This window comes from Streptomyces griseoaurantiacus (assembly GCF_036189845.1).
Taxonomy (GTDB): domain Bacteria; phylum Actinomycetota; class Actinomycetes; order Streptomycetales; family Streptomycetaceae; genus Streptomyces; species Streptomyces griseoaurantiacus.
The window spans coordinates 895,336-913,657 of sequence record NZ_CP108326.1 but is presented as its reverse complement, the minus strand read 5'-3'; the positions used below and the strand labels follow the sequence as shown (position 1 = coordinate 913,657).

The following is an 18,322-nucleotide window of genomic DNA, read 5'->3' as shown; positions in this document are numbered from 1 at the left end:
CGGCCTCCCGGAAGGCGGTGCGGTGCGCTGCGGCGCGATGTGCGGCGTGGGGCTGGGCACATCGTCACTCCGGGACCGGAAGCCGACAACCGTTCCGGCGGGTATCCGTGCGTACGGGCGTGAACCGGCACCGCCGGGCGGACGGCGGCGGGTCAGGCGTTGTTGACGAGCCTTATGTAGCGCGTCCAGTCCCAGTGGGCTCCGGGGTCGGTGTGGTCCGCGCCCGGCACCTCGGTGTGCCCGAGGATGTGCGAGCGGTCCTTGGGAATGCCGTAGGTGTCGCACAGTGCGGCCGTGAGCCTGGCCGACCGCTCGTACAGCGCATCGGTGAAGTATGCGGGCTGGTCCACCCACCCCTCGTGCTCGATGCCGATGCTGCGGGTGTTGTAGTCCCAGTTCCCCGCGTGCCAGGCGATGTCGTGCTCCCGTACGCACTGCGCCACGTGCCCGTCGGCCGAGCGCACGAGGTAGTGCGCGGACACCTGCTTCTTCGGGTCCTGAAAGATCTTCAGGGTGTCGGCGTAGGTCTCCTGGGTGACATGGACGACCACATAGTCGACCGGGTAGCTCGTCGGGCGGCTGGACGCGGTGTAGTTGGAGCTGCTCGCGGCCACCCATTCGGCGCCCGGATAGTCGACGGCGCGGACTCGCGCGCCCGCCGGCGTGGCGGGGAGCAGTGGGTAGGCGACGGCGGCGAGTGCGGCGCTTTTCAGTAACAGCCGCCGGCCGACGGGGGAGACGCCTCGTTCCATGATCGGGTCCCTTTCCGTGAGGGGTGAAGGGTGCGGTGCGCGGGGCGTGAGGCTCAGCTGGTGGGCCCCGTCGAGCCTGTGCGCCTCGCGGGAATCACGGTACGGCGGTTGTGGGGAGGACAGCGGAACGGCACGAGAATCCGTGGACAACCCACGAATTGTGGATATCTCCCTCACTCACACGAGTGAGGGAGTGCGCCTTCGGCCAGGGAACTTGCCTCCGGGCCCTGGGCTATCCGCGTTCCGCGACGGCAGCCGGATCGTCGAGGACCGCCCGCGCCACCGAGTGCGCCGCGCCGAGGAGGGGGCCCTGCGGACCGAGCCGGGACACGGTCACCGGGCACGCCGACCCGGCCGTACGACGTTCCAGCTCCTGCTCCAGCGAGGGCAGCAGCCAGGGCGCGAGGCCGGACAGCGCCCCGCCGAGCACGACCGCCTCGGGGTCGAGGAGATTGACCGCGCCGGTCAGCGCGATGCCGAGCGCCGTGCCCGCCCCGCGCAGTGCCCGCCGCACCTCGGCGTCGCCCGCGGCGGCACGCTCGCCGAGCAGCCCGACCCGGTCCTCCCGCGGCTCCAGCCCCGCCGCACGCAGTACCGCCTCCTCACCCGCGTACTGCTCCAGGCAACCGCGTCCGCCGCAGACACAGGCGGGGCCCTCGGGGCGCACCGGGACGTGCCCCAGTTCCCCGGCGAACCCCCGCGTCCCCCGCAGCAGGCGTCCGTCCACGACGAGGGCGCCACCGATACCGATCTCGGCGGAGACGTGCAGGAAGTTGCGGGGTGCGTCGTCGCCGAGCCAGAGCTCCGCGAGAGAGCCGAAGTTGGCCTCGTTGTCGACGGTCAGCGGCAGCCCGGTGGGAAGCAGCGGGGCGAGGTCGAGCTCCCGCCAGCCGAGGTTGGGGGCGCGGACGACCGTCCGGGCGTCGGGAGCGACCAGGCCCGGTACGGCGACCGCCAGACCGGCCGCCCACAGCCCCTCCCGTTCGGCCTCGGCGACGACCTGCCCCACCAGCGCGGTCAGTTCCTCGAGCACCGGCTCGGCGGGGCGACCGCGATTGGTGCCGTGCCGTACGGCCCGGGCCCGCACCTCGCCACGCAGGTCGACCGCGCACACGGCGAGGTGGTCGACGCCGATCTCCGCTCCGATGCCGGCCGGCCCGCGCCCGCTGACCGTCAGGGCGGAACCGGGGCGGCCCACCCTGCCGGGCCGTTCCGGGCCCAGCTCCTCGAGGAGCCCGGTCCGGATGAGCTCGTCGACCAGTGTGGACACGGCGGCACGGGTCAGACCGATGCGCGAGGCGATGGCAGCGCGCGACAGCGGCCCGTCCGCGCCGACGGCGTGCATCACGCGCGCCAGGTTGCGCCGGCGCATGCCCGCCTGCGTGTCCGGCAGCCGGCGGCCGGGACTGGTCGGATGGGCCTCGTGCAGCGGTGCGGTCATGCCTCCCCCGTCATTTTCGTCGGCTCGCAGGTCACGCCCGGCCCACACACGCGGACCGGGCGGAACCGCAGCCCCCGGTCGCTCAGCGCGACTCCCTCTCCAGCAGCGCGGCCGCGTCGGAGAGTACCCCGGTGATCCGTTCCATCGTCGCCTCGTCCCGCTCCACGGACTCCAGCACGGGCCCCCGCGCGGTGTCCCAGCGCCGGGCGACCGCCGCCGGGTCCTCGCCCGTCAGCAGCCCGGCCGCCTGCGCGGCAGCGCCGAGCGCCACGAGTTCCTTGGCCTCCGGCACCTGCACCGGGCGGCCCGACAGCCGACGCACCGTCTGCTGCCACGCCGTGCCCCGGGCACCGCCGCCGATGAGGAGCAGCGGGGTGTCCCGGTCCGCGTCCTCGTCCAGGACCAGGTCCAGAGCCCCCAGCAGCGCGTGGACGGCACCGTCGTACGCCGCTTGGAGCAGCTGTCCGGGTGTCGTGTCGTGCCGCAGGCCGTGCAGCAGTCCGGAGGCGTGGGGGAGTGCCGGGGTGCGCTCGCCGTCCAGGTAGGGCAGCAGGGTGACGCCGGTGCCCGGCTCGACGGCCTCGCGGTCCAGGCCGAGCAGGGCCGCGACGCGGTCCACGGCGAGCGTGCAGTTGAGTGTGCACGCCAGTGGCAGCCAGTCGCCGCGGGCGTCGGCGAAGCCCGCCACCGTGCCGGTCGGGTCGGCGGGGCGGCGCGTGGAGACGGCGTACACCGTTCCGGAGGTGCCCAGGCTCAGCACGGGGGTGCCGGGGCGCAGGCCGAGGCCCAGCGCGGCCGCCGCGTTGTCGCCGGTACCGCAGGCCACCAGGGTGCCCTTGGCGAAGGGCAGGTCGTGTCCGTCGCGCACGGTGCCGGCCACCTCTCCGGGCCGGACCACGCGGGGCAGCAGCGCCGGGTCGAGGCCCATGCGGGAGAGGATCTCCTCGTCGTAGTCCTCCGTGGCCGAGGCCCACCAGCCCGTGCCCGAGGCGTCGCCGCGATCGGTGGTGCCCTCGCCCGTGAGGCGCTCGGTGAGGTAGTCGTGCGGCAGGCGTACCGCCGCGGTGGCCGCGGCGGCCTCCGGCTCGTGCTCCATGAGCCAGGCCCACTTGGTGACCGTGAAAGAGGCGCCGGGGACGCTTCCGGTCCGTTCCGCCCACGCCTTCGGGCCGCCGAGCTCGTCCACCAGGCGGCGCGCCTGGGCGGCCGAACGGACGTCGTTCCACAGCATCGCCGGACGCACCGGCTCGCCCTGGGCGTCCAGTGTCACGAGGCCGTGCTGCTGGCCTCCGATCGACACCGCGGCCGCCTCGCGCGCCGCGTCCCCGCACTGGCGCAGCGCCTCGCCCAGCGCGTCCCACCACTGCCGCGGGTCGCTCTCTCGGCCCGCCCCGGACGAGACGGTGTGCGGCGCCTGACCGCTCGCGACCACCCGCCCGGTCGATGCGTCGACGACCAGCGCCTTGGTGGACTGGGTGGATGTGTCCACACCGACGACGAGCGGACCCTCGGCTGCTGACATCGGGTTCTCCCTCTTCCCGCGGCTCGCGGGAGCCGACCTGACCTGGCTTTTCGCGTGTCCCGGACCGCTGCCGGTCCGGGTGCGTCGTACGTCTTCGGACCCCTTCGCCGGAGACGGCACCCCCGGGTGTCTTCCCAGAGCTGCGATCGCATACTAATTTGTAAAGCGCCATGACGAATAGTCCCCAGCAAGCAAGGAGCCGTGGCATGAACTACCAGCCCACCCCCGAGGACAGGTTCACCTTCGGCCTGTGGACCGTCGGCTGGCAGGGACGGGACCCCTTCGGGGACGCGACCCGCCGCGCCCTCGACCCGGTCGAGTCCGTGCAGCGCCTCGCCGAGCTCGGGGCCCACGGAGTCACCTTCCACGACGACGACCTGATCCCCTTCGGGTCCAGCGACACCGAGCGCGAGTCCCACATCAAGCGCTTCCGGCAGGCGCTGGACGCCACCGGCATGAAGGTGCCGATGGCCACCACCAACCTCTTCACGCACCCGGTCTTCAAGGACGGCGCCTTCACCGCCAACGACCGGGACGTGCGCCGCTACGCCCTGCGCAAGACGATCCGCAACATCGACCTGGCGGCCGAGCTGGGCGCGAAGACCTACGTGGCCTGGGGCGGCCGTGAGGGCGCCGAGTCCGGCGCCGCCAAGGACGTGCGTGTCGCCCTCGACCGCATGAAGGAGGCCTTCGACCTCCTCGGCGAGTACGTCGTCTCCCAGGGCTACGACCTCCGTTTCGCCATCGAGCCCAAGCCGAACGAGCCCCGCGGCGACATCCTGCTGCCCACCGTGGGCCACGCCCTCGCCTTCATCGAGCGCCTGGAGCGCCCGGAGATGTACGGCGTCAACCCCGAGGTCGGCCACGAGCAGATGGCGGGCCTGAACTTCCCGCACGGCATCGCGCAGGCCCTGTGGTCGGGCAAGCTCTTCCACATCGACCTCAACGGTCAGTCCGGCATCAAGTACGACCAGGACCTGCGCTTCGGCGCCGGCGACCTGCGTTCCGCCTTCTGGCTGGTCGACCTCCTGGAGAGCGCCGGTTACGAGGGCCCGCGGCACTTCGACTTCAAGCCGCCGCGGACCGAGGACCTCGACGGCGTGTGGGCGTCCGCCGCCGGATGCATGCGCAACTACCTGATCCTCAAGGAGCGCGCGGCCGCCTTCCGTGCGGACCCGGAGGTCCAGGAGGCCCTGCGTGCCTCGCGGCTGGACGAGCTGGCGCAGCAGACCGCGGCCGACGGCCTCCAGGCACTGCTCGCCGACCGGAGCGCCTTCGAGGAGTTCGACGTGGACGGCGCCGCCGCCCGCGGCATGGCCTTCGAGCGGCTGGACCAGCTGGCCATGGACCACCTGCTGGGCGCGCGCGGCTGACCGCCGACGCGCCGAGTGCGGGGGAACGGGGGAACGGGGCGGTCCGACGTGTGGGTGCGTCGGGCCGCCCCGACCCGTGTCCGAAGGCCGCTGGGCCCAAGCGGCCGACGACGGGACGGCGGGGCGCTCCGCCGGTGCCGAGGGCACCGCGGGCCCTGAGCGGGGGCGTCCCGCACTTCCCCGAAGGCCACGGCTGGGGGAGCTGCGCGTCGGAGACTGGGAGTACGGGCTCAAGGGTTGCCCTCAGGGGCGTCCTCAGGGTGCGATCAGGGATGCGTCAGGGTCGCGGAAGGAACCGTGCGAGGCCCGCACCCGTTCTTTGCACAGAGAACCGGAGCAGACTTCTTACCAGGAGCCGGCACACACGGCCGAAGGCAGTTCCGGAGGGGGTCCCGGCGGTCGCCGGGGCGGAGTCCGGACACGGAGCGGCAGCTGCCGCGCAGGAGGCGACACATGTCGAGGAACGCGAAGATCGCCGTGGGCGGAGTGCTCGTCGGCCTCATTCTGTGGATCTGGCTGCCCTGGTGGGCCGCCCTGCTGATCGTCCTGGGGATACCGACGGCCGCCTACCTGGCCCTGGACCCCTCGCAGCGTCGCCGGCTGCGGCGGGTGTCCCGCAAGGAACTCGGACGCTGACCGGCACCCCGAAAGCGTTCGTGGTTCCCCGGCCGGCACGCCACTGGCCCGAGCCGCCCCGGCCGGGACGCCACGGACTGCCCCACGGTGCGGATCTGGCCGGGCAGCCCGCGGAGGCGTGGGGCGGCTCGGGGTTGCCGCGCGGCTCGGCGGCGGGTGCGGGTGCGGCTGGAGGCTGTCGTGCGACGTGCTTGGCGCGTCGATCCGGAGCCCTCACCGTCCACCGGCCCGCCCTCAGGCCGGACGAACCGCCATCCTGTCCAGAGCCTCCAGGAGCCCCGGCAATTCCGGGCCGCGCCCCACCGGGACGATCTCGCCCGGCTCGTCGTCCAGCAGCAGGAACGCCATGTCGTCGGTGCGGGCGACCAGGGACCAGCCCGGACCGTCGGCTCGCAGCGTACGTGCGCTGTCGGAAGCGAAGGCGGAGCGCACCCGGCCCAGCGGCGGGGGATTGTCCACATAGCCACGCGCCTCGGCGAGGACGCGGCGGATCTCCCGGGACCTGCTTCCCGGCGCCCCCTGCCCCTCGCTCCCGGCGGATGTGTCCGTACCGGCGTCACCCCGGCCGGCTCCAGCAGCCTCGGCCCCGGCGTCCTCTCCGGCACCCGGAGCTCCTCCGGCCGTACCGGAGCCGTCGGCCGCCGCGCTCCCGTCCGCGCCCGGCTGCGCCGAGAAGTCGTCGTCGATCTGTGCCCGCCAGGCCGCCCACTGCAGAGCGATCTCATCGGCACCCAACCGGCGCTGCGCGGGCCCCCAGACAGTGGTGTCGGGCGGGGTCAGCGGCGGCCGGTCCGTCAGCTCGGGCGCCGGATCGTGCGGCGCGGGCACCCCGGGCGCGGACACGGCGACCGCGAGGGGCCAGCCGGGCAGCGCGGTGACGACCGACCGCTCGTCCGGCGACAGGTCGTACTCCATCCCGCAGTCCCAGGAGGAGATGGCCACGGCCACCAGTGACACGTCGTCGACGACGACCGTCCATCGCGCGCCCTCACTGTCCTGACCGAGCACGAGACCGTACCCGTCGGCGAGAGGCGCCAGCCCCAGAGCCGAACAGGCCGCCGGATAGTCGTCGCCCAGCACACTGGGGAAGTTCGCAGGCGTCAACAGGATCGCCGTCAGCACATACAGCGCATCGTCATCGACAGTCACGACGTCCTCATCCGTCCCGGCCATTGCCATCCTCCTCTCCGCTCGCCCCTCGGCGCACCGCGCACCCTAGTGCGCTCGCGGCCCGATTGTCACGAGTGCGAAGCACACCCGGACCTGCGAGTGTGCCGTCGTTCCGCTCCTGCTCAGGGTTGACGCACGGCCAGCGCGAGGAACCGGGCGTCCTCGTCCACGTACGCCGTCATCCGCCACCCGGAACGCACGAGCAGCGGTCCCAGATTCGCCTCGGCGCGCAGATCCCCGGGGGTGAGAGTGCGGCCCTGCCGCGCGGCGAGCGCCGCCCGGCCGATCGGATGGAACAGCGCGAGGAGACCACCGGAGCGCACCACACGCGCCAACTCCCGTAGATTTCCGGCCGGATCGGGCAGGTGCGAGACGAGGCCCGCGGCGAACACGGCGTCGAACGAGGCGTCGCGCAACGGCAGCCTCGCCACATCGGCGAGCAGCAGCCGACCGGCCCGGTCCCGTCCGGCACGTACGGCGGCCTCGAGCATGGCGGGGGTCAGATCGGCGCCCACCACCGTCCCCGCGTCACCCACCGCGGCCCTCAGCGGCGGCAGAGCCCGTCCCGTGCCACATCCCGCGTCCAGGACCCGGTCACCGGCCCGCAGCCCGAGATCGGCGACGGCGGCGGCGTACGCGGGACCGTCGTCCGGGAACCGCTGGTCCCAGTCGCCGGCCCGGGCGGTGAAGAACTCCCGTACACGTGTGTGATCGTCACTCATGCACGGCATGATCCCGCACCGCGGGGCGGACACACGGACCCTCCCGCCCCCGGCCCCCGCGTCCCACCGTGCCCGTCCCGCCACTCGGAAGCCGTCGGTCCTCGGTCATCTTCCGCGCCGTACCCGGATCCTGCTTGCCCGTGCGCCGCCCGTGGGGAAGGCTGGCCGGGCGGCCCTCGGAGCGGGGTAGCCGGACGGGGGGAGACGCATCATGGCGCACAACAAAGGGCTCGGCTGGCTGCTCGACGACCTGACCCAACGTGTCGAGCACGTGAGGCACGCACTGGTCCTCTCCAACGACGGGCTGGTGACCAGCACGAGCACGGGCTTACGCAGAGAGGACGCCGAGCACCTGGCGGCCGTCTCCTCGGGACTGCACAGTCTGGCCAAGGGATCGGGCCGGTACTTCGGCGCGGGTGGCGTCCGGCAGACCGTGATCGAGTTCGACGACGCCGTCCTCTTCGTGACCGCGGCCGGCGAGAGCAGCTGCCTCTGCGTCCTGAGTGCCGCCGAGGCCGACGTGGGCCGACTCGCCTACGAGATGGCACTGCTGGTCAACCGGGTCGGAGAACACCTCGACGTCGACGCACGAGGACCGGAGCGCCCGCCCACCACGGGCTTCTGAGCGCCTGTCGGCCGTCGGCCGTCGCACCTCGGGCGGGGGCCGCATGAGTCCTCAATCATCAGCCTCAGCCTTCGACCGGTGGTCGTCAGCACCGCTTTCCGGGAGTCCGTGCCCGTTCCCGACTCTCGCCCCTTGACCCCTCCCACCTGCGTGAATGTCGTGTGCCGGGGACTTATCCACAGGCCGCCCGATGATGCGCGAATGCGGCTACGGTTTTTCCCGAGGCGAGCGCACACCGGCGCGAGCACCGCTCCACGGGGGAGAACCACCATGTCCGGCAAGACCACGACCCTGTACACCCTGTCCGCCCAGGCCCCGTCGGCGCCCCCGGAAGGGAGGCACGTCGCACCGCCGGGCACGACCCTCACGTTCGCCCGGGCCGCACGCGAACTGCGGCTGCGAAGGACCGAGTTCGATCTCGCGGTGGACCTCGGACGCATCCGCACGGTGCCCGGCGAGAAAGACGGGAACGGGGGCCGCCGGGTGGCCCAGGAGGAGATCGAGCGGCTGCGCGCCGACGAGGGATTCCCCGAGAACGTGCGGGAGCGGGTGCGCACCCTCGGCACCCAGGAGGGCGCCGAACTGATGGGAGTGACGACCGCCCGCTTCACCCGCTTCGCCCGCCTGGGGCTGGTCGTTCCCGTGACCTTCCACCTCAACCGCTACCGGGCCGTGGTCTGGCTCTACCTGGCGGAGGAGGTTCAGCGCTTCGCGACCGACGCGAGCAACGCCCCGCTGCTGACCGGCTGCACCCCGCAGGGACTGCGCGACCAGCTGGAGGCCGGCCTCGACCTGCGGCCCCGCAACTGGCGCGGGAGGCATCTGCGGTTCCTGCTGCGCCGGACCGAGGACCCATGGGCGAGGGCGGGCGCGATGGCCTCCCTGCTCGATCCCCACCTCGTCGCGGAGCTGGTGCCCGACCCCTACGAGCGGGCGCACCTCGACCGCCACCGGCCCGACCGGCCCGCTGCCCTTCTGCCGGACTCACCGGCCGCGCGGATCACCGCGGACGTGATGACGGCCGAGGATCCGGACGAGATCGACTGGCTCCGGGCCTGCCTCGAGCAGGAAGTCGCCGCGGCGCGACGACACCGGCCCGCCCCGCGTCCCACCCCGTCGCTGTCTCCCGTACAGCCACCCGGGGCGGCCCCGAGGACCCGGCGCGGGCTGCACCCGGCCGCCCCGGCGCCGGATCCGGCTCGACGGCGACGGCTGCTGCGATGGCTCGGCCGCGGCCGAACCCGCCCCTGCGGGCCGGCACCCCGAGGAAGGCACAGGGCCGCGGGGGTCTCCTCTACAGCGCCCTGAACAACCCCTCCTGGACCACAGACACCAGCATCCGCCCCTGGCGGTCGTAGATGCGCCCGCGGGCCAGCCCCCGGCCCCCCACCGCGATCGGCGATTCCTGGTCGTAGAGGAACCACTCGTCCGCACGGAAGGGACGGTGGAACCACATCGCGTGGTCCAAGGAGGCCATGTCGAAGCCGCGCGGTCCCCACAGTGGCTCGACGGGCAGGCGCACGGCGTCCAGCAGCGTCATGTCGCTCGCGTAGGTCAGCGCACAGGTGTGCACGAGGGGGTCTTCACCCAGCGGTCCGACGGCCCGCATCCACACTGCGCTGCGCGGTTCGGCCTTCTCGACCTCCTCGGGCGTCCAGCGCAGCCGCTCCACGTAGCGGATGTCGAACGGCTGCCGTCTGGCCATCCGTTCCAGCGTCTCCGGAACCGAGCCGAGGTGCTCCCGTACCTCCTGCGACACCGTCGGCAGCGACTCGGGGTCCGGCACCTCGCGCGCCGGAGGCAGCTGGTGCTCGAACCCACCCTGTTCCAACTTGTGGAAGGAGGCGGTCAAGGTGAAGATCGTGCGGCCCTGCTGCACGGCCGTGACCCGCCGGGTCGTGAAGGACCTGCCGTCACGCACCCGTTCGACCTGGTACACGATGGGCACGCCCGGGATGCCCGGGCGCAGGAAGTACGCGTGCAGCGAGTGCACCGGGCGCTCGCCGTCGGTGGTCCGGCCCGCGGCGACGAGCGCCTGGCCGGCCACCTGGCCGCCGAAGACCCGCTGCAAGGACTCGTGCGGGCTGCGGCCACGGAAGATGTTGACCTCGATCCGCTCGAGATCGAGCAGGTCGACGAGCCTCTCGGCCGGACTCGTACTCACGGACAGCGCCTTTCCCGGTTCACAGCTGGCCGACGCCGGTGACCCGGATGACGGCGCGGCCCTCGGCGTCCGAGGCCGTCAGATCGACCTCGGCGCTGATGCCCCAGTCGTGGTCGCCGTTGGGATCCGCGAAGGTCTGGCGGACCCGCCACAGCCCGGCGCCCGGGTCCTCCTCGATCATCAGCAGCCGGGGACCGCGGGCGTCGGGGCCGGTACCGAGCTCCTCGTACTCGTCCCAGTACTTGTCCATCGCCTCGCCCCAGGCGTCCGCGTCCCAGCCGGCCGCCCCGTCCAGCTCGCCGAGTTCCTCGACATGGTCCAGCGCGGCCAGCTCGACCCGGCGGAACATGGCGTTGCGCACCAGCACCCGGAAGGCGCGGGCGTTGGCGGTGACCGGCTTGACCTGGTCGGCCTTCTCCTGGGCCTGCTCGGCGGTCATCTCCCCGGGGTTGGCGAGCTGTTCCCACTCGTCCAGCAGACTGGAGTCGACCTGGCGGACCATCTCGCCCAGCCAGGCGATCAGATCCTCGAGGTCCTCGGACTTCAGGTCGTCGGGGACGGTGTGGTCGAGGGCCTTGTAGGCGCTGGCCAGGTAACGCAGCACGATGCCCTCGGTGCGGGCGAGCTCGTACAGGGACACGAACTCGGTGAAGGACAGCGCGCGTTCGTACATGTCACGGATGACGGACTTCGGCGACAGCGGGTGGTCGCCGACCCACGGGTGGCTCTTGCGGTAGGTGTGGTACGCGTGGAAGAGCAGTTCCTCCAGCGGCTTGGGGTACGTCACGTCCTGGAGCCGTTCCATCCGCTCCTCGTACTCGACGCCGTCCGCCTTCATCGCCGCCACGGCCTCTCCGCGCGCCTTGTTCTGCTGGGCGGCGAGGATCTGACGGGGGTCGTCCAGGGTGGACTCCACGACGGAGACCATGTCGAGTGCGTAGGACGGCGACTCGGGGTCGAGCAGTTCGAACGCGGCCAGCGCGAAGGTCGACAGCGGCTGGTTGAGCGCGAAGTCCTGCTGCAGGTCGACGGTGAGGCGCACGACGCGGCCGGTGGAATCCGGCTCGTCGAGTTTCTCCACGATCCCGCCGTCCAGCAGGGACCGGTAGATGGCGATGGCCCGCCGGATGTGCCGAAGCTGCTGCCTGCGCGGCTCGTGGTTGTCCTCCAGCAGGTGCCGCATGGCCTCGAAGGCGTTGCCGGGGCGGGCGATCACCGAGAGGAGCATCGTGTGCGTCACCCGGAAACGGGAGGTGAGCGGCTCCGGCTGCGAGTCGATCAGCTTCTCGAAGGTGTTCTCGGTCCAGCTGACGAAGCCCTCGGGTGCCTTCTTGCGTACGACCTTGCGGCGCTTCTTCGGGTCGTCACCGGCCTTGGCGAGCGCCTTCTCGTTCTCGATCACGTGCTCGGGAGCCTGGGCGACGACGAAGCCGGCCGTGTCGTAGCCCGCCCGCCCCGCGCGGCCCGCGATCTGGTGGAACTCCCGCGCGCGCAGGGTGCGCACCCGGTTCCCGTCGTACTTCGTCAGCGCGGTGAACAACACGGTGCGGATGGGCACGTTGACGCCCACGCCGAGCGTGTCGGTGCCGCAGATGACCTTGAGCAGACCGGCCTGCGCGAGCTTCTCCACGAGTCGCCGGTACTTGGGCAGCATGCCGGCGTGATGCACCCCGATGCCGTGGCGCACGTAACGGGAGAGATTCCGGCCGAACTTGGTGGTGAAGCGGAAGCTGCCGATCAGCTCCGCGATCTGCTCCTTCTCCTCCCGGGTGCACATGTTGATGCTCATCAGCGCCTGCGCCCGCTCCACGGCCTGTGCCTGGGTGAAGTGCACGATGTACACCGGCGCCTGCCGCTCGGCGAGCAGTTCGGTGAGGGTCTCCGTGAGCGGGGTGTAGCGGTACTCGTACGAGAGCGGCACCGGGCGGGTCGCCGAGCGGACCACCGCGGTGGGGCGGCCGGTGCGGCGGGTGAGGTCGCTCTCGAAGAAGGAGACGTCACCGAGTGTCGCCGACATGAGGACGAACTGGGCCTGGGGCAGTTCCAGGATCGGGATCTGCCAGGCCCAGCCGCGGTCCCCCTCAGCGTAGAAGTGGAACTCGTCCATCACGACCTGGCCGACATCGGCCTGCCGCCCGTCGCGCAGGGCGATGGACGCCAGCACCTCGGCCGTACAGCAGATGACGGGGGCGTCGGCGTTGACGGAGGCGTCACCGGTGAGCATGCCGACGTTCTCGGTGCCGAAGACCTTGCACAACTCGAAGAACTTCTCCGAGACCAGCGCCTTGATCGGCGCGGTGTAGAACGTGACCTCGTCCCGGGCGAGCGCCGCGAAGTGCGCGGCGGCGGCGATCATGCTCTTGCCCGAACCCGTGGGGGTGGAGACGATCACGTTCGCCCCGGAGACCACCTCGATCAGCGCCTCCTCCTGGTGCGGGTAGAGGGTCAGACCTCGCTCCCCGACCCACGACTCGAAGGCTTCGTACAGGGCGTCGGGGTCGGGGGTCCGCGGGAGCTGATCGATAAGGGTCACCCTCCCATCTTGCCTGCCCTGGGCACCGGAGGGGGAATCGACTGCGGGCCCGAAGATCGCGAACGCTACGCTGTGGCGCCGGGACGGGATCGGCACACGCGCACAACTGGGCGACGACGCACGAGGAATGGGACGGGACACGGTCATGATGGGACCAGCGCACTCACTGTCGGGAGCGGCGGCCTGGCTCGGCGTCGGAGCGGCGACGGCCGCGGCCGGACACCCGATGCCCTGGCCGGTGCTGCTGGTCGGAGCCCTGATCTGCGCGGGTGCCGCGCTGGCCCCCGATCTCGACCACAAGGCGGCCACCATCTCCAGGGCCTTCGGCCCGGTGTCCCGCTGGCTGTGCGAGATCGTGGACAAGCTGTCGTACACCGTCTACAAGAACACGCGGAAGCCGGGCGACCCCCGGCGCTCGGGCGGTCACCGGACGCTGACGCACACCTGGCTGTGGGCCGTGCTGATCGGCGGCGGCACCTCCCTCCTCGCCATCACCGGCGGCCGCTGGGCGGTGCTGGCCATCCTCTTCGTGCACATGGTGCTGGCCATCGAGGGCCTGCTGTGGCGGGCGGCGCGCGGGTCCAGCAGCGACGTCCTGGTGTGGCTGCTGGCCGCGACGAGCGCCTGGATCCTCGCCGGCATCCTGGACAAGCCGGGCAACGGCTCGGAGTGGCTGTTCACCGCGCCGGGGCAGGAATACCTGTGGCTCGGTCTGCCGATCGTGCTCGGCGCTCTGGTGCACGACATCGGGGACGCGCTGACGGTCTCGGGCTGCCCGGTCCTGTGGCCGATACCGGTGGGCCGCAAGCGCTGGTACCCGATCGGCCCGCCGAAGGCGATGCGCTTCAGGGCGGGAAGCTGGGTGGAGCTGAAGGTGCTCATGCCGGCGTTCATGGTGCTCGGCGGGGTCGGCGGCGCGGCGGCACTCAACTACATCTGAACCCCCGCCCGTCCGAGCTCTCGGCCCCGGCCGGCCCCTGCCCGCCCTCACGCCTACAGCAGGGTGTCCTCGTCCACGACGTGCACCGCCGCCTCCTCGGCCGAGGCCGCGGCACCGTCGATGCCGACGTCCCGCGCGATCAGCCCGCTCTCCTCGTCCTCGTGCACGCCCTCGTCCGGGGCCACCAGACGGCCGGAACGGGACGTGCCCACCTCACCGTCGACCGGCTCGCCGTCCGTGTCCGAAGCGTCCCCGATGCCGTCGCCGTCCACCGGCGCCGGGTCGGGCAGCTCCTCCGCCAGCCGCTGGTCCAGCGACTCACCCCGGGCTCGCTCCGCCGCGGTCACCCCCGGATGCTCCACCGCCCAGGGCCGTTCCGGAGGCGACCAGCCCCGGTCCAGCGGATCGTCCACTCCGTCGGTCTCCAGAGTGTCCTCGACATCGAGGAGCCCCGAGTCCTCCTGGATCTCGGATCCGTCGGGCTGGTAGACGTCGTCCCCCCATCCGTCGGCGCTGGCCACGAGTACCTCCAAGGCGAGGGGACGCACACCCGGGCCGCCCGGTGCGGCCGAGGGAGCGCACGTACCCGGCACGGGCCGGGACGCCGTGAGCCCCATGGGCTGCGACCGCGCCCCCGGCCGGTGACACCTCCAGCGTTCCACCCCCTCTCGACCCGACGCAAACGGCCGGTCCGGCGGGAGGCGGACGGAGCCGCATGCGGGCCCGCCGACGCACGCCCGCGCGCAGACGGCATTTCCGCCCGTACGCGGGGGGCCCGCCCGTACGCGCTGCGGGCCGCCCTGGACACGGGCATGACACGGCCTCCCCGGTCAGCCGTGCCAGGAACGCCACAGGGCCGCGTACGCGCCGTTCGCGGCCACCAGGTCGTCGTGGCTGCCGAGTTCGCTGATGCGGCCGTTCTCGACCACGGCGATGACGTCCGCGTCGTGCGCCGTGTGCAGCCGGTGGGCGATGGCGACGACGGTGCGGCCCTCCAGCACCCGGGCGAGCGAACGCTCCAGGTGGCGGGCGGCACGCGGGTCGAGCAGCGAGGTCGCCTCGTCCAGGACCAGGGTGTGCGGATCGGCGAGGACCAGCCGGGCCAGGGCGATCTGCTGGGCCTGGGCGGGAGTGAGGGCGAATCCACCGGAACCCACCTCGGTGTCCAGTCCCTCGGCCAGTGCCCGCGCCCAGGCGTCCGCGTCGACCGCGCCCAGGGCCGCCCACAGTTCCGCGTCCCGCGCGTCGGTGCGCGCGAGCAGCAGGTTGTCGCGCAGGGAGCCCACGAAGACGTGATGCTCCTGGTTGACGAGCGCGACATGCGAGCGGACCCGCTCGGCGGGCATCCGGGACAGCTCGGCGCCGCCGAGGGTGATCGCCCCCTCCCGCGGGGCGTAGATCCCGGCGAGCAGTCGGCCCAGGGTCGACTTCCCCGCACCGGAGGGCCCGACCAGCGCGACCCGGGTCCCCGGCGCCACCGACAGCGAGACCTGGTGCAGGACGTCTACGCCCTCCCGGTAGCCGAATCGCACCTGGTCGGCACGGATGTCGCGGCCCGCGGGCGTCAGCGCACCGTCGCCCGCGTCCGGCTCGATGTCGCGGACACCGACCAGGCGGGCCAGGGAAACCTGGGCCACCTGCAGTTCGTCGTACCAGCGCAGGATCAGCCCCACCGGCTCGACCAGCATCTGGGCGATGAGGGCGCCCGTGGTGAGCTGCCCGACGTCGATCCAGCCGTTGAGCGCGAGGACGCCGCCGACCATCAGCACCGAGCAGAGGACGGTGGTGTGCGTGAGGTTGACGACCGGGAACAGCACCGAGCGCAGCCAGAGCGTGTACCGCTCCCACGCGGTCCACTGCCGCACGCGCAGTTCCGACAGCTCGACACGGCGCCCGCCGAGGCGGTGCGCCTCGACGGTGCGGCCCGCGTCCACCGTCTCGGCGAGCGCCGCGGCGACGGCGGCGTAGCCCGCGGCCTCGGAGCGATAGGCGGACGGTGCCCGCCGGAAGTACCAGCGGCAGCCGACCACCAGCAGGGGCACGGCGAGCAGCACGGCCGGCGCGAGCGGCGGCGCGGTCACGACGAGGCCGCCGATCAGCAGAGCTGCCCACACCACGCCGATGGCGAGCTGGGGCACCGCCTCGCGCATCGCGTTGGCCAGCCGGTCGATGTCGGTGGTGATCCGGGAGAGCAGATCACCGGTACCGGCCCGTTCCAGGACCCCGGGCGGCAGTCCGACCGACCGCACCAGGAAGTCCTCGCGCAGATCCGCGAGCATCCGCTCGCCGAGCACGGCCCCCCGCAGACGGAGCTGCCGCACGAAGACGGCCTGGACGAGCAGCGCCACCACGAACAGTGCGAGGGTGCGCCGCAGGTGAAGTTCGTCCCCGTGCTCGGACACCCGCTCGACCAGCCCGCCCAGCAGATACGGGCCCACCATGGACGCGACCACCGCGACCGTGTTCACCATGATCAGGAGGAGGAAGGCCCGGCGGTGCCGCCGGAACAGTTCCCCGACGTACGCGCGGACGGTGGCCGGGGCCCCGACGGGCAGGGTGTGCGCCGTCGTGGGGGCTGCCGGGTCGTACGCCGGGGGCGCCACGCCGATCATGCGTTCTCCTCGATCTCTTCCCGTACGCCGTCCGCCCCTGGAGGCACGACACCCGCGTCCGCCGCGGCGGACGCGGCCTCCTCGTCGGTCTCACGGGTCACGACCCCCCGGTACCGGGCATCGGTGTGCACCAGCTCGCGGTGCACACCGACCGCCGCGACCTCGCCCCGGTGCACCAGGACCACCCGGTCCGCGTGGTCCAGCAGCAGTGGGGAGGAGGTGAACACGACGGTGGTACGGCCCGCCCGCAGCGCGCGCAGCCCCTTGGCGACCCGGGCCTCGGTGTGCGCGTCGACGGCCGAGGTCGGCTCGTCCAGCACCAGCACCTCCGGGTCGGTGAGCAGCGACCGGGCCAGGGCCAGTCGCTGGCGCTGGCCGCCCGAGAGGGAACGCCCGCGCTCGGTGATACGTGTCTCCAGGGGCTCCCGCGCGGTGGCCGAGGCCTGCGCCAGTGCGTCCAGCACGTCACCGCACTGGGCGGCGTCGAGCGCCTCCTCGCCGCCCACCCGCCCGGAGGCGGGCACGTCGAGCAGTTCGCGCAGGGTGCCCGAGAGCAGCACCGGGTCCTTGTCCTGCACCAGGACGGCGGTGCGGGCGACGTCGAGCGGCAACTCGTCCAGTGCCACGCCGCCCAGGAGCACCGAGGCGCCCTTCTCCGCGGGGTGTCCGCCCAGCCGCTCCGCCAGCAGACCCGCCGCGTCCGGGTCGCCGCAGACCACGGCGGTCAGCCGGCCGGCCGGTGCGAGCAGCCCGGTCACGGGGTCGTACAGGTCGCCGGAGGGCACCGCGGCCCCGCCCGCCCCCTCGGCGTCGGTGGCACGCTCCAGCGACAGCACCCGCGCCGCCCGCTGCGCGGAGGGCCGTGAGAAGGAGTACGCCATCGCGAACTCCTCGAAGTGCTGCAGCGGGTACGTCAGCAGCAGCACCGAGCTGTACACCGTCACCAGCTCGCCGACGTCGATCCGCCCCTCCCGTGCCAGGACCACGCCCCGCCAGACCACCCCGATGAGCAGCAGACCGGGCAGCAGCACCTGAATGGCGGAGATCAGGGACCACATGCGGGCGTTGTGCACCGCAGCCCTGCGCACCTCCTGGGAGGCCTTGCGGTAGCGGTCCAGGAAGAGCGCCTCACCGCCGATGCCGCGCAGCACCCGCAACCCGGCGACCGTGTCGGAGGCCAGCTCGGTGGCGCGACCCGCCTTCTCGCGCTGGACATCGGCGCGCCGGGTGGCGCGCGGCAGCAGCGGCAGCACGGCGAGCGCCAGCACGGGCACGCCGAGCGCGACGATCACCCCGAGCGCCGGCTGGTAGACGAGGAGGGCCACGCACACCGCGACGACGGTCGCCGCCGCGGCGGTGAACCGGGACACGGACTCGACCAGCCAGCCGATCTTCTCGACGTCACCGGTGGACACCGAGACGATCTCTCCGGCCGCCACCCGCCTGGTCAGCGCCGCGCCGACCAGGGCGGCCTTGCGGGCCAGCAACTGCTGGACACGGGCGGCCGCGGTGATCCAGTTGGTCACCGCGGTGCGGTGCAGCATCGTGTCGCCCAGGGCGATGCTCGCGCCGCACAGCGCCAGCAGCCCGCCCGTCCAGGCCAGCCGGGTTCCCGAACGGTCGACGACGGCCTGGACGGCCAGGCCGATGCAGAAGGACAGACTGGAGACGGAGAGGAAGTGCAGCAGGCCCCACAGAAGGCTGCGCCACTGTCCGCCGAGCTGATTGCGGAAGAGCCACCAGAGGAAGCGGGGACCCGAACGTGCGTCCGGCACGCCCGGATCGGAATAGGGAAGGTCTTGGATCTGCATGGCGTCCCAGCGGTTCGGGTG

Annotated in this window: 15 protein-coding genes; 5 read left to right on the top strand and 10 right to left on the bottom strand. The window is 72.7% G+C overall.

What is annotated here, in order from left to right:
• Positions 1 to 152: 152 nt before the first annotated feature.
• From OHB09_RS04160 to xylB, 3 genes are all read right to left on the bottom strand, one after another.
• Entirely contained in the window at positions 153 to 752 is a 600-nt protein-coding gene (locus tag OHB09_RS04160) for an N-acetylmuramoyl-L-alanine amidase (protein WP_191852646.1), read from the bottom strand.
• 232 nt (positions 753 to 984) lie between these two features.
• Positions 985 to 2,193, bottom strand: a complete 1,209-nt coding sequence (locus tag OHB09_RS04155) for an ROK family transcriptional regulator (RefSeq protein WP_191852645.1) — start codon at positions 2,191 to 2,193, stop codon at positions 985 to 987.
• A gap of 82 nt (positions 2,194 to 2,275) precedes the next feature.
• The gene (xylB, locus tag OHB09_RS04150) at positions 2,276 to 3,715 is read right to left on the bottom strand and encodes a xylulokinase (RefSeq protein WP_328921625.1); all 1,440 of its coding nucleotides are present in this window, start codon (positions 3,713 to 3,715) and stop codon (positions 2,276 to 2,278) included.
• A 206-nt stretch (positions 3,716 to 3,921) separates the two neighbouring features.
• Here xylB and xylA point away from each other — a divergent pair, with 206 nt between their 5' ends.
• Both xylA and OHB09_RS04140 read left to right on the top strand, forming a co-directional pair.
• Positions 3,922 to 5,088 (top strand): xylose isomerase, encoded by a 1,167-nt coding sequence (xylA, locus tag OHB09_RS04145; protein ID WP_093590037.1) that lies wholly within the window; start codon positions 3,922 to 3,924, stop codon positions 5,086 to 5,088.
• Between the two features lie 453 nt (positions 5,089 to 5,541).
• Complete coding sequence (locus tag OHB09_RS04140; protein WP_006144296.1) at positions 5,542 to 5,724, top strand: hypothetical protein; 183 nt, start codon at positions 5,542 to 5,544, stop codon at positions 5,722 to 5,724.
• Between the two features lie 234 nt (positions 5,725 to 5,958).
• On the opposite strand, the gene OHB09_RS04135 is transcribed toward OHB09_RS04140, so the two are convergent.
• Together OHB09_RS04135 and OHB09_RS04130 are read right to left on the bottom strand one after the other, a co-directional pair.
• Complete coding sequence (locus OHB09_RS04135) at positions 5,959 to 6,897, bottom strand: hypothetical protein (RefSeq protein ID WP_191852643.1); 939 nt, start codon at positions 6,895 to 6,897, stop codon at positions 5,959 to 5,961.
• Positions 6,898 to 7,016: 119 nt separating this feature from the next.
• A complete protein-coding gene (locus OHB09_RS04130) occupies positions 7,017 to 7,616 on the bottom strand; it encodes a class I SAM-dependent methyltransferase (RefSeq protein ID WP_191852642.1) in 600 nt (199 codons plus the stop codon).
• Between the two features lie 211 nt (positions 7,617 to 7,827).
• On the opposite strand from OHB09_RS04130, the gene OHB09_RS04125 reads away from it, so the two are divergent.
• Positions 7,828 to 8,241, top strand: coding sequence for a roadblock/LC7 domain-containing protein (locus OHB09_RS04125; protein WP_006144301.1), 414 nt, complete (start codon positions 7,828 to 7,830; stop codon positions 8,239 to 8,241).
• A 270-nt stretch (positions 8,242 to 8,511) separates the two neighbouring features.
• Entirely contained in the window at positions 8,512 to 9,549 is a 1,038-nt protein-coding gene (locus tag OHB09_RS04120) for a DUF6397 family protein (protein WP_319349931.1), read from the top strand.
• On the opposite strand, the gene OHB09_RS04115 is transcribed toward OHB09_RS04120, so the two are convergent.
• Together OHB09_RS04115 and OHB09_RS04110 are read right to left on the bottom strand one after the other, a co-directional pair.
• The gene (locus tag OHB09_RS04115) at positions 9,536 to 10,405 is read right to left on the bottom strand and encodes an acyl-CoA thioesterase (protein ID WP_040897251.1); all 870 of its coding nucleotides are present in this window, start codon (positions 10,403 to 10,405) and stop codon (positions 9,536 to 9,538) included. The two genes, OHB09_RS04120 and OHB09_RS04115, sit on opposite strands and share 14 nt — an antisense overlap.
• Positions 10,406 to 10,424: 19 nt before the next feature.
• Entirely contained in the window at positions 10,425 to 12,938 is a 2,514-nt protein-coding gene (locus OHB09_RS04110; protein ID WP_006144304.1) for a DEAD/DEAH box helicase, read from the bottom strand.
• 145 nt (positions 12,939 to 13,083) lie between these two features.
• Between OHB09_RS04110 and OHB09_RS04105 the strand changes: the two genes are divergently transcribed.
• On the top strand, positions 13,084 to 13,878 hold the full coding sequence (locus OHB09_RS04105) for a metal-dependent hydrolase (RefSeq protein WP_191889633.1): 795 nt from the start codon (positions 13,084 to 13,086) through the stop codon (positions 13,876 to 13,878).
• Positions 13,879 to 13,931: 53 nt separating this feature from the next.
• Here OHB09_RS04105 and OHB09_RS04100 read toward each other — a convergent pair whose 3' ends face one another.
• The 3 genes from OHB09_RS04100 to OHB09_RS04090 all read right to left on the bottom strand — a co-directional run bounded on the left by OHB09_RS04100 (position 13,932) and on the right by OHB09_RS04090 (position 18,301).
• Positions 13,932 to 14,399 (bottom strand): DUF5709 domain-containing protein, encoded by a 468-nt coding sequence (locus OHB09_RS04100; RefSeq protein ID WP_328921624.1) that lies wholly within the window; start codon positions 14,397 to 14,399, stop codon positions 13,932 to 13,934.
• A gap of 309 nt (positions 14,400 to 14,708) precedes the next feature.
• Complete coding sequence (locus OHB09_RS04095) at positions 14,709 to 16,490, bottom strand: ABC transporter ATP-binding protein (protein WP_234525106.1); 1,782 nt, start codon at positions 16,488 to 16,490, stop codon at positions 14,709 to 14,711.
• Entirely contained in the window at positions 16,487 to 18,301 is a 1,815-nt protein-coding gene (locus tag OHB09_RS04090; RefSeq protein ID WP_191852636.1) for an ABC transporter transmembrane domain-containing protein, read from the bottom strand. The genes OHB09_RS04095 and OHB09_RS04090 overlap by 4 nt, the downstream gene beginning before the upstream one ends.
• Between the last annotated feature and the right edge of the window lie 21 nt (positions 18,302 to 18,322).

Coding starts and splice junctions, on each gene's coding strand:
- OHB09_RS04160 (WP_191852646.1), bottom strand. CDS start 752: ATGGAACGAGGCGTCTCCCCCGTCGGCCGGCGGCTGTTACTGAAAAGC.
- OHB09_RS04155 (WP_191852645.1), bottom strand. CDS start 2,193: ATGACCGCACCGCTGCACGAGGCCCATCCGACCAGTCCCGGCCGCCGG.
- xylB (WP_328921625.1), bottom strand. CDS start 3,715: ATGTCAGCAGCCGAGGGTCCGCTCGTCGTCGGTGTGGACACATCCACC.
- xylA (WP_093590037.1), top strand. CDS start 3,922: ATGAACTACCAGCCCACCCCCGAGGACAGGTTCACCTTCGGCCTGTGG.
- OHB09_RS04140 (WP_006144296.1), top strand. CDS start 5,542: ATGTCGAGGAACGCGAAGATCGCCGTGGGCGGAGTGCTCGTCGGCCTC.
- OHB09_RS04135 (WP_191852643.1), bottom strand. CDS start 6,897: ATGGCCGGGACGGATGAGGACGTCGTGACTGTCGATGACGATGCGCTG.
- OHB09_RS04130 (WP_191852642.1), bottom strand. CDS start 7,616: ATGAGTGACGATCACACACGTGTACGGGAGTTCTTCACCGCCCGGGCC.
- OHB09_RS04125 (WP_006144301.1), top strand. CDS start 7,828: ATGGCGCACAACAAAGGGCTCGGCTGGCTGCTCGACGACCTGACCCAA.
- OHB09_RS04120 (WP_319349931.1), top strand. CDS start 8,512: ATGTCCGGCAAGACCACGACCCTGTACACCCTGTCCGCCCAGGCCCCG.
- OHB09_RS04105 (WP_191889633.1), top strand. CDS start 13,084: ATGATGGGACCAGCGCACTCACTGTCGGGAGCGGCGGCCTGGCTCGGC.
- OHB09_RS04095 (WP_234525106.1), bottom strand. CDS start 16,490: ATGATCGGCGTGGCGCCCCCGGCGTACGACCCGGCAGCCCCCACGACG.
- OHB09_RS04090 (WP_191852636.1), bottom strand. CDS start 18,301: ATGCAGATCCAAGACCTTCCCTATTCCGATCCGGGCGTGCCGGACGCA.